The organism is Novosphingobium sp. PC22D (genome assembly GCF_002556635.1).
GTDB lineage: Bacteria > Pseudomonadota > Alphaproteobacteria > Sphingomonadales > Sphingomonadaceae > Novosphingobium.
Genome location: NZ_MWMO01000007.1, coordinates 183,004 through 192,780, shown reverse-complemented (window position 1 = coordinate 192,780; position 9,777 = coordinate 183,004). Strand labels below are relative to the sequence as shown.

The window sequence follows — 9,777 nt, the reverse complement described above, 5'->3', positions numbered from 1 at the left end:
TCTCTCCCTTCGGTCTGACGCCATCATAGCGCCAGCTGATAAGGGGCGGGCCATTCCATAAAAGCCACCGCGTATTTCGCTCGAGATGCAAAGTGAGATACGCGTTCATTGCCGAGCATCGCGATCGCTTTGGCGTGCGGGCAATGTGCCGCTGCCTCGCCGTGCAACCTAGCGGTTTCTATGCTTGGCAAAAGAGCCCGCTTAGCCAGCGGGCTCGGGAAGATGCCCGGCAGACTGATCTGATCCGCAAGGCTTGGAACGACAGCGGCAAAGTCTATGGCTACCGCAAGCTGCACGACGACCTGCTGGATCACGGCGAGACCTGCTGCCCCAACCGCGTTGCGCGGTTGACCAGGCTGGCGGGCATCAGGGCACAGATCGGCTACAAACGCCGGCCTGGCAGCTACGGTGGTAAGCCGTCCCTGGTGGTCGACAACACGCTGGATCGCCAGTTCGATGTTGCTGCTCCCGATCGCGCCTGGGTGACCGACATCACTTACATTCGCACCCTCGAAGGCTTTGCCTATCTGGCTGTCGTGATCGACCTCTATTCCCGCCGCGTGGTGGGTTGGTCGATGCAGAGCCGACAGACCACCGATGTGGTGCTGCAGGCGCTGCACATGGCGGTATGGCGGCGCAAACCAAAGCAACGGGTGCTGATCCACTCGGATCAGGGCTCGCAGTTCACCAGCATGGACTGGGCTGCCTTTATTCGGGCTCACAATCTTGAGCACTCGATGAGCCGACGCGGCAACTGCCATGACAATGCCGTCGCCGAAAGCTTCTTCTCCTCGCTTAAGCGTGAGCGCATCCGGCGCCGCACCTACAAAACCCGCGAGGAAGCCCGGCAGGACGTGTTTGATTACATCGAGATGTTCTACAACCCGGTACGCAAGCACGTCAGGAACGGGATGCTGTCGCCCGTGGAGTTCGAACGGCAGCAGATTTTGAAAGCAGAAGGCGTCTAGAAAACTAGGGGCTACTCAGGGCCTCGAAAATGCGATGCCAAACGTGTGTCAGGTACTCGACGGCAAAATTTTCGCGAAAGAGGCTCACGTCAAGCTGGTAAGCCGCAAAGGACCGGATCGAAGCTCGACTGTTCGATACCGCTTCACTTTCGATCATTCTCACAACCCGGTCTGGCTGGTCACGGCTCTTGATGGACAGGTCGATGGCTTGGGAGGTTTCCTAGAGCGTGGCGATTGGCATCTGCTTTATGACAGCGGCCACAAATACAATCGCATGCTGCGCGAAATGCGACCAGGCGACCGGATCGTGATGCGCGACTTTCTAGCGAACCAAAGGACACCTCCATTTGAGAATAATGGTGTTCCCGTCACTGCCATGAAGATCCGGGCAACCGGCATCGTTAAAACAGCGAGCACGGACGGGATTTCAATCGACGTCGATTGGACACGCCTTCCGGAGGAACGGCTTTGGTGGCTCTATACGAGCAATGCGACGATCTGGTCACTGCCTCTCACCGAGAGCGAGATGGCCCGCCGTTTGGAAGCTTTCATTTTCGAAGGCGCCCAACAGGACATTGACTGGTTTGTTGGTGAATGGGCCGACAAGTTCAATGCGGTCAAAAAGGATGGCTCGATGCCACAGCCAAACAATCTTATCCTCTATGGTCCTCCTGGTACGGGTAAAACGTATTCGACTGCACTCGAGGCAGTAAGACGGTCGTGTCCCGGGGGGTGGTGTAGGAACCGTCGATCTGCGGCAGGATCGGGTTCAGGTCAGGCTGCCAGTGCTGGCAAGCTGACAATAGGGTTATGGCTCACCGAGCCGAGGGTTTCCAGTGTCATGTAGCGGCGCGATACCGCCCACTCATCGTTTTGCTCCAGCATGAGCGCTCCGACGAGACGAACGACGGCAGCGTCATTCGGGAATATGCCGATCACGTCTGCCCTTCGCTTGATCTCTTTGTTGACCCTTTCCAACGGGTTGGTGGACGCAATCTGCGCCCAATGATCCTTGGGGAATGCCATGTAGGCGAGCACGTCCTCGCGTGATGCGTCCATCATGTCGGCCAGCTTTGGAAACTTCTCGCGCAGGGCATCGGCAACCTGGTTCCACTGCTGTTGCGCCGCCTCGGCCGTTTCCTGCGCGAAGATGGTCTTGATCATGGCAATGACGGCAGGCCGTTGTTTCGGCGCGGCATGGGCGAACGCGTTGCGCATCCAGTGCACCCGGCAGCGCTGCTGGGTCGCGGAAAATACCTTGCTCGCGGCAGCGCGCAGCCCTTTGTGATCGTCGGCGATGACCAACTTCACACCGCGCAAGCCTCGGTCAGCCAGAGAGCGCAGGAAGGCTTTCCAGAAAGGTTCGGCTTCCGACGGGCCGGTGGCCACGCCTAGAACCTCGCGTCGGCCATCGGTGTTGACGCCCACCGCGATTATCACCGCCGTCGAGACAATCCGTCCGCCCTCGCGCACTTTGAGGTAGGTGGCGTCGATCCATAGATAGGGCCACTCGCCTTCAATGGGTCGCGTGAGGAAAGCGTTCACCCGCTCGTCGATCTCGGCAACCAAACGGCTGACCTGGCTCTTTGAAACACCGCTGGCGCCCATCGCCTTGACCAGATCGTCGACCGAACGGGTCGAAACGCCGTGGACGCAGGCTTCCTGGATCACCGCCGCCAAAGCCTTCTCGGCGGTGCGGCGTGGCTCCAGGAAGCTCGGGAAGTAACTGCCTTTGCGAAGCTTCGGGATTGCCAGATCAATCCGGCCAGCTCGCGTATCCCAACCCCGCTCGCGGTAGCCGTTGCGGTGGTTCAGCCGTTCCGGGCTGCGTGATCCGCAAGGCACGCCTGTCTTCGCCTCAATCTCCAGGTCCATCATACGCTCTGCGGCGAAAGCCAGCATCTCACGCACCAAATCGCTATCAGCCCCTTGCTCGATCAGCTCAACAAGGGCCATTCTGTCCTCGGTCATCGTCTTCTTCTCCAGGTTCGAGTTCGCATCCGAACCCTACCAGAAGATCGACGGTGGCCACCCTCTCAGGGAAACCTTCCTACACCACCCCGCGGGACACGACCCAGTAAGACTATGCGGTGAAGCGGTGCCGGGCGATCGGAATGAGCTCATGGCTCTATATCGCGCCCTGCAGGATGATGGCCGGATCAGCTTTGTAACCTTCCATCAGAACTTCAGCTACGAAGACTTCGTCGAAGGTCTGAGGCCTGTCACCAGCGACGAGATTGACGGCGGCAGCGGCGGTTTCACGCTCGAAGCCCACGATGGCATCTTCAAACAGATTGCCGAACGCTGCGCCTTACCGCTGTCTTCTGGCGGTGATCCGGAGAGGTTCTCGTTGGATGGACGTCGAATATACAAGATGTCGATTGGCGAGCACGGCAATCCTGAGAGTGACTGGGTATTCAACGAGTCCATTCAGAATGGATATGCCCTTTTCAGCTTTGGCTGCATAGATTGGCGGGATCCAAAGTATTCCGATATCGAGGAAATCATCCGAACCGCTCAGGAAACGCGGCCCGACGAAGTCGTTGGTCGGCGCAACGGGATCGTCAAATGCACTCAGATCTTCCGGAATGAAGTCGACGTCGGCGATGTCCTCATTGTCTCCAAAGGTCTTCGCGCCTTCCGAGCCATCGGCGTTGTTGAAGGTGGCTACGAATATCATCCGCGCCCGGAACGAAACTACTGCCACCTACGAAAAGTACGGTGGTTATGGCATGACACGGCAGGCCTGCCCCTCGACACCATCACTCCCAAAATGTTCGCAAGGGATACAATCTACCAGATTGGTCGCGTCGATCCCCTTGACCGAAGGCGAATTGAAGATATCGCAAATGGCATGCCCGGTCAGCTTGAAGTCGAGCAACAATCAAGACCTCACGTCCTCATCATTGACGAGATAAACCGGGCGAACATCTCCAAGGTGTTTGGAGAGCTCATCACCTTGATCGAACCCGACAAGCGACTCGGAATGGAGAACGCACTCACGCTCACGCTGCCCTATTCGAAGCGATCGTTCGGGGTGCCGGCGAACCTGCATATCCTGGGGACCATGAATACCGCAGACCGGTCCATCGCGCTGCTGGATACGGCATTGCGGCGGCGGTTCACATTTCGCGAGCTGGCGCCCGATCCGAAGCTCCTCGATGTGGTCGACGGCATCGACCTGCCCAAGGTGCTCACCACCATCAACAAGCGGATCGAGTACCTCCTCGACCGCGAGCACCGCATCGGGCACGCCTATTTCATGGGACCAGGCACCAGAGCCGAAGTCGACGCGGTGATGCGAGACAAGGTGATCCCGCTGCTGCAGGAATACTTCTTCGAGAACTGGGGCCAGATCCGCGCCGTCGTTGGCCCTGGCTTCATCGGCGTCGACAAGCTGCAGCCACCGCCCGGGATGAAGGATCAGCGCGAACGCAAAACCTGGTTCGTCCGGGAGACCTTCCTCGACGATGCCTACAGCAAACTCGTTTCCGATGCCGAGCCCAACGCCGATCCCGACGAAGAGGAAGAAGCGACCGGCGACAGCGTATGACCCACCGCTCGGTTCGGGAATGGGGCGAATTGCCGGTGAGTGCCGGAGGCTGCGCGCGCGGTTTCTCCGTGCGTGAGGCCGAAGCCCTAGTCGCCGCCGCACGGGAGCACCCGCTGGGTGGCGACAAGGGAAGCGGCATCCTCTCCGACCACCGGCACTATCTCAAGGCCCGGCAGATGGTGGGCGTGATTGCCGCGCCGGGATGCAGCCTGGAGATCCTGCCCAAGGTCGATCCTGACGGACCGGACGAGGATGCGCCAAGCGTAAGGCGGCGGCTTGTCTCCCTGCTCGACCTGGCGCTCGATCTCGGCATCGGAGAGGGTGCCGCGGCATCGATGGCTCATGGGGTCGAGAGCCTTCTGGAAATCCTCATTCGCACCTTCGCCGAACGCCTTCTCGCCGAGACGCGCCGGGGCCTGCCCCGGCTCTACATGGCCTGCGAGGACGACCTCCCTGCGTTGCGCGGCCGGCTGGACGTGGCGCGGCAGTTCACGCTCAACGCGGTACGCCCCGACCGGCTCGCCTGCCGATACGACGTGCTCAGCCATGACATTGCGCTGATGCAGGTGATGGCCTGCGCCGTCGTCAACCTGCGCAGGCACGCCCGCACCCCGGCGACGCAGCGGCTGCTGGACGAACTGCGCTTCGTATTCGCCGATGTCACCCTGCTGCCGCTCTCGGCGCTGCCCTGGGACAGGGTGCGGATCGACCGTACCAACCGGCGCTGGGAGTGCCTGTTCCGGCTCGCCGGGCTCCTCCTGAAACGTGAATGGCAGACCACGCGCCACGGAGCCGGCGCGCAGGAGGGCCTGACCCTGCTGTTTGCCATGAATGACCTGTTCGAAGCCGCCGTCGTCACCTTGCTACGCCGCGCCCTTGCTCGAAGAAAGGTCGAAATCGTTGCCCAGGGAGGCCTTCGCTACTGCCTGGGCAACGTAACCAAAGACGGACCCTGCGAGGGCCGCCATTTCCAGACCCGGCCCGATATCCTGCTGAAACGCGGTGGCGAGGTTCTGGCGGTGATCGACACCAAGTGGAAGACCCTCGCCGCCAACCCGCTCGATCAAAGGAAGGGCGTGAACCAGGCAGACGTCTACCAGATGATGGCCTATGCCCGCCTTTACCGCTGCGAACGCCTGATGCTGATTTATCCAGCGGCGCCCGGCACCTTGCCCGTACCTGCCCGAAGGTTCGGCATCGATGGCGGTCACGAAGCGCTGACCCTGGGAAGGATTGACCTCGCACAAGCCTCGACGGTCGCCGTCACCGCGCTGCGCGAGCTCGTTGAGCCAATGCTCTTACCCAAGCCGGTAGCGATGTCCTGACAGGAAAGTCAGCGGCTCGCGTCTGCAGTTCTAATCGACCACCGGATAATGCGGCATCATCCAGTCATGCTCCGGATTGTCCATCATCAGGTCGATGAAGATCGGTAGCAGGCAGCCGAGCAGCGCAGCGCCGTCGCGGACCTGGTCGCGGTTGGTGCTGCTGTTCCAGGTGGCGCCTCCGTGCACGAGCTGGTTCCTGAGGACATAGAGGCGGTCGAACAGCAGCGAGAGCAGGCTCGCGGTATCGTGGGCCTTCAGCGCCTTGTTGATCGCCTCCCGCGCGCCGGCAAGGCGGCCCTCCCAGTTCGAATAGCCCGGCACGCCGTTCTGATGCAGCCAGAAGGGCGCGAAGACATAGCGGTTGTCGAGCAGCAGACGGATCTCCTGCGGAAAGCGGTCCCAGACCATGTCGTAAAGCCGATGCCGCGCATCGAAGCTGACCAGTGTTCGAAAGAACGCGAGGAAGCGGTCCCGCTCCTTGCGGTCGTCAGGCCCGGACGCGTGGGCGACATCCCCCGCATAGGCCGCGTTGAATCCGATCCAGAGCAGGATGAAGCGCACATCGCCATCGCTCTCTTCGTCTTCCGCCCGCCTCAGCCACGAAAGCGCGCGGTGGACCCGCAGGGTCAGCGGGGTGGAGAAGCCATCGCGAAGTGCGCGCTGCTTGGCCTTGAGCGCCTCGGGATGGAGCGGATCGTCTGGGAGGTAGCGGTGCGGCATCGGGCGATTTTAGCCGACGCGTCGGAAAGGAACAGTGAAGGACCTGACCTCCGTGTCCGGCAAGGTCATCAATCGCCCTGCCCAGCCAGCCTCCGCGCGACGACCACCATGGCCCAGGTGTCGCGCGCGCAATAAGCCTTGAGCGCCTCTTCCAGCGCCCAACGCCGTTCCGGCGTGGTGGCCGGGTCCGAGGCCTCGAGGAAGCTCTCCTGGGCCATGCCGCCGTCCTTCACTTCGAGTGCGGCATAATCGAGCTCGGCGGCGATGGTGGGCAGTACCGCCTTAATTGACCACGAACCGCGCTGGTCGCGGTGGTACCAGTGCTCGCGCGTGATCGGCAGCAGATCGACCGTACGCTCGGCCATCGCTGAAAGCGCTGCCGCATGCTCCGGCACATGATCGGCCAACGCGCGCAGAACTGAGCGCTCGAACCCGGCATTGTAGGCGATCACGGTCGCCTCTGGAGGAATCGCCTCGACCAGAGCAGCCGCGCAGCCCGGGCGGGGGTCGGAGCCGTCACAGCACAGGTATTCGTGGTGCATGATGGACCCGTCCTCCTGCTCGAGATGAAGCGAGAATTGAAAGGGGACCTGGCCGTAGGGGCGCGTGCCGAGCCACAGCGGCACCGCCGGCGCAATGGTCTCGAAATCGAGCCAGGCGCGTGGCCAGCTCCATTGAGCCATGGCCGCCCTCGCGCCTTCGCGGTCGTGATAGGGAACACCGGTGCGCGTCGCCGCGACGATCAGCGCCTCGCGCGGCTTGGGCATGGTCGTCTCGTCAAGCGCGAGCAGGTCAACGACGCCCTTCTTGGCCCACTTCTTCCATGCCCCATTGGGCAGAACCTCGACCGGCCACTCCGGACCCGGCGGCAGCGCGCGCGAGCAGTGGCCGGAAAATTCGCAGGGGAATGGCGCGTTGCAGTGATCGCCAAGGTCGCGCTCGGGTTCAGCGCCAGCAAGCACCTCGCGCGCCTCAGCCACCAGCGCCGGGCGTTCAAGGGCGAGAAGGGCCGCCTCATCGAGCAGATCGGCATCCTCGAACAGGCCACGGTAGTCGCCCTCGGTCTCCAGAACGAACTCGCGGTTCACGTGGCGGATGGCCGCTGCCGAAACCGACACTCCGGCCTCGCCCATGACCCACAACTGGGTCGCGAGGTCGCCGAGATGGTAGTCCTTCGCGCCGGTAGAGCTCTTCACCTCGGCGAGGCGCCAGCCCCCTGCCCCGTCACCCTCCAAGATGTCGGCGCGGATCAGCACCCCCTCGTGCGAGAATGTCGCCTCGAAGATCGGCCCCGGATGGCCCTCGGCGAGCAGACGTTCGGTCTCCTCAAGGGCAGCGACAAGGTCAGGTTCGGCCTCAACCATCACGCCCTCCGGATGGAGTGCGCACGCTACCTCGCCGACCTTGTGCCCAGTGTCGAACCGGCCCTGCGCGCCCTCATCGAATTGCGCGAGCTCGGGCCGGTGGATAGCGAGCCAGAGCCGCTTGGGACACTGCTCGAACATGGTGATGCGCGATTTGGAGAAACCGTGCCGCCTTGGACCACTCACGGATCGAAGGCCTCGATCAAAGCCGATGCGTGGGCCACTGCCTCACCGTTCCAGAGCAGCAGCCATTCCCTCCAGCTGCAGGGAGCAAACCGAACCCGCGAGCCCTGTACCTTTTCGGCCAGCACTTCGATTTCGGCGCGATGCCGCTCCCTTTTTTCAGGCTTCACGCTGGCAGGATCAGCAAAAAGGTAGAGCAGGAAGGGCTCCTTCCCGATCCGGCTGGACTCCGATACCAACCCGAATGCGTGCTTGACGAGCTGCGCCGCATCGAGGTGCGCAAAGCGCCTTGGCTCGGCACGCAGGATGTCGCGCAGGCCGCACCACGGTTCCATGCCGTCGCCCCAGACATCGCGATCATAGGCTTCGGAGAGTTTCGCCTCCTTGCCGGAACGGAACGGCTCGAACCGCTTGGACTCGACACCGATCAGGCATGTGCCCGTCTCGACCGCAGCATCGAGCCAGGGGTGGCGCCCGCCCGGCCAGGGGAACCACATCTGGCGTTCGACGTCGACGCTCCTTGCCGGCCAGTCGATATCTCCGAGACAAGGGAAGGCGGGCAGGAGGTCCGGCCATTCGAGGAACCAGCCGAACCCGTTGGCGGCAAGGGCTGCGCTGCTTTGCGGATTGGCGAACTTGCCAGACCGGAGTTCATCGCCCCCGGCCTTGGCCAGGGAAGCGCGGACCAGGTCTTCGGGCACGCCGGGAAGAAAGAGATTCGTCATGCGATGGATCTCCGGCGTCGATGCGACAGAAATGGTCGCATGCCTCTTACCTCAGCTGCGCAAGGAACGTGGTGGGCGTGAGGGCAAGGTGAGCGTCCAGCGGCGGTCTCAGGACGAAGGCCTGCGGTTTGCGGGCAAAGTCCCAAAGGCGGAACAGGTGCCATACCTCGCGGCGCTCCTCGGCCACGTTGCACTCGTTCCGGGTGATCCAGAACGGCGTGCGGTTCCAGCCATTGGTGGTCTTGACCTCGATGAGGCGGTCGCAGCCGTCGGGCTCGAAGCTCCGGATGTCATAGCCGTATCCGTCGCCATCCTCCTTCGCCGTCCAGCGGACCTTCCTGGCGAGGTCGGCCCTGCCTGCATCCTGCAGCGAGGACCGCTCATGCAGCAAGACACGTTCCTCGCCCGCATCGCCCAACGCCTTGTTGCGTGCATCACGGCCAGCGACATCATAGCGGTTGCCGAAAGCCGTGATTTCGGCCGCGCCGAGCGGTGGCGGCTCATTCTGCTGCGCCGGTGCTGGCCCGAACCAGAGCGGCGGCGGATCGGCAGCCAGCACGTTCCCACCGGGGGCTCCGCCCCCTTCCGCCACGGAGCTCGCCCAGTCGGGCAGCGACAGCCAGCCCGGATGAGTGTCGAGCCAGCGGCTCACCGTATCGGAAAGCGCCTGCTGGAAATTCCAGGCCGGCAGGTAGCCGGTGATGACGGGTTGGCCGAGCAGGCGCAGCACCGCGCTTATGTTTCGGTGCTTGAACTCGATGGAGCCCTTGCTGCGGCCGCTCGCCTCCTGAAGGGCGCGATTGTGCTCTGCCTTGTTGTAAGGGCGGCACGCGATGTCGAGCACCAGCATGGCGAAATAATCCGCCACGATGAGATCAAGCTCGGGCTGCGTCCACTCACCGGGCATCGGAGCATATCAGCGGCAGGACACGGGCTTTG

At 62.5% G+C, this 9,777-nt stretch carries 8 protein-coding genes and 1 pseudogene; 4 read left to right on the top strand and 5 right to left on the bottom strand.

The annotated features are described in order from the left end of the window. Positions 1-68: 68 nt before the first annotated feature. Together B2G71_RS12840 and B2G71_RS24340 are read left to right on the top strand one after the other, a co-directional pair. Positions 69-968, top strand: a pseudogene (locus B2G71_RS12840) (IS3 family transposase); the annotation flags it as partial. A 43-nt stretch (positions 969-1,011) separates the two neighbouring features. Then, positions 1,012-1,815, top strand: coding sequence for a hypothetical protein (locus tag B2G71_RS24340; protein ID WP_206049395.1), 804 nt, complete (start codon positions 1,012-1,014; stop codon positions 1,813-1,815). Here B2G71_RS24340 and B2G71_RS12835 read toward each other — a convergent pair. Beyond that, positions 1,743-2,939 (bottom strand): IS256 family transposase, encoded by a 1,197-nt coding sequence (locus B2G71_RS12835; protein ID WP_098106375.1) that lies wholly within the window; start codon positions 2,937-2,939, stop codon positions 1,743-1,745. The two genes, B2G71_RS24340 and B2G71_RS12835, sit on opposite strands and share 73 nt — an antisense overlap. A 151-nt stretch (positions 2,940-3,090) precedes the next feature. On the opposite strand from B2G71_RS12835, the gene B2G71_RS12830 reads away from it, so the two are divergent. Together B2G71_RS12830 and B2G71_RS12825 are read left to right on the top strand one after the other, a co-directional pair. Then, positions 3,091-4,521, top strand: coding sequence for an AAA family ATPase (locus B2G71_RS12830; protein WP_098106372.1), 1,431 nt, complete (start codon positions 3,091-3,093; stop codon positions 4,519-4,521). After that, positions 4,518-5,846, top strand: coding sequence for an McrC family protein (locus tag B2G71_RS12825; RefSeq protein WP_098106369.1), 1,329 nt, complete (start codon positions 4,518-4,520; stop codon positions 5,844-5,846). The genes B2G71_RS12830 and B2G71_RS12825 overlap by 4 nt, the downstream gene beginning before the upstream one ends. 30 nt (positions 5,847-5,876) lie before the next feature. On the opposite strand, the gene B2G71_RS12820 is transcribed toward B2G71_RS12825, so the two are convergent. The 4 genes from B2G71_RS12820 to B2G71_RS12805 all read right to left on the bottom strand — a co-directional run bounded on the left by B2G71_RS12820 (position 5,877) and on the right by B2G71_RS12805 (position 9,745). After that, a complete protein-coding gene (locus tag B2G71_RS12820) occupies positions 5,877-6,566 on the bottom strand; it encodes a HEPN domain-containing protein (RefSeq protein ID WP_098106367.1) in 690 nt (229 codons plus the stop codon). Between the two features lie 68 nt (positions 6,567-6,634). After that, entirely contained in the window at positions 6,635-8,071 is a 1,437-nt protein-coding gene (locus tag B2G71_RS12815) for a DUF2779 domain-containing protein (protein ID WP_098106365.1), read from the bottom strand. Positions 8,072-8,112: 41 nt separating this feature from the next. Beyond that, positions 8,113-8,838, bottom strand: a complete 726-nt coding sequence (locus tag B2G71_RS12810; RefSeq protein ID WP_098106363.1) for a hypothetical protein — start codon at positions 8,836-8,838, stop codon at positions 8,113-8,115. A gap of 46 nt (positions 8,839-8,884) precedes the next feature. Next, on the bottom strand, positions 8,885-9,745 hold the full coding sequence (locus tag B2G71_RS12805; protein WP_098106360.1) for a DUF3883 domain-containing protein: 861 nt from the start codon (positions 9,743-9,745) through the stop codon (positions 8,885-8,887). Positions 9,746-9,777 lie beyond the last annotated feature (32 nt).

Coding starts and splice junctions, on each gene's coding strand:
- B2G71_RS12835 (WP_098106375.1), bottom strand. CDS start 2,939: ATGACCGAGGACAGAATGGCCCTTGTTGAGCTGATCGAGCAAGGGGCT.
- B2G71_RS12830 (WP_098106372.1), top strand. CDS start 3,091: ATGGCTCTATATCGCGCCCTGCAGGATGATGGCCGGATCAGCTTTGTA.
- B2G71_RS12825 (WP_098106369.1), top strand. CDS start 4,518: ATGACCCACCGCTCGGTTCGGGAATGGGGCGAATTGCCGGTGAGTGCC.
- B2G71_RS12820 (WP_098106367.1), bottom strand. CDS start 6,566: ATGCCGCACCGCTACCTCCCAGACGATCCGCTCCATCCCGAGGCGCTC.
- B2G71_RS12815 (WP_098106365.1), bottom strand. CDS start 8,071: ATGTTCGAGCAGTGTCCCAAGCGGCTCTGGCTCGCTATCCACCGGCCC.
- B2G71_RS12810 (WP_098106363.1), bottom strand. CDS start 8,838: ATGACGAATCTCTTTCTTCCCGGCGTGCCCGAAGACCTGGTCCGCGCT.
- B2G71_RS12805 (WP_098106360.1), bottom strand. CDS start 9,745: ATGCCCGGTGAGTGGACGCAGCCCGAGCTTGATCTCATCGTGGCGGAT.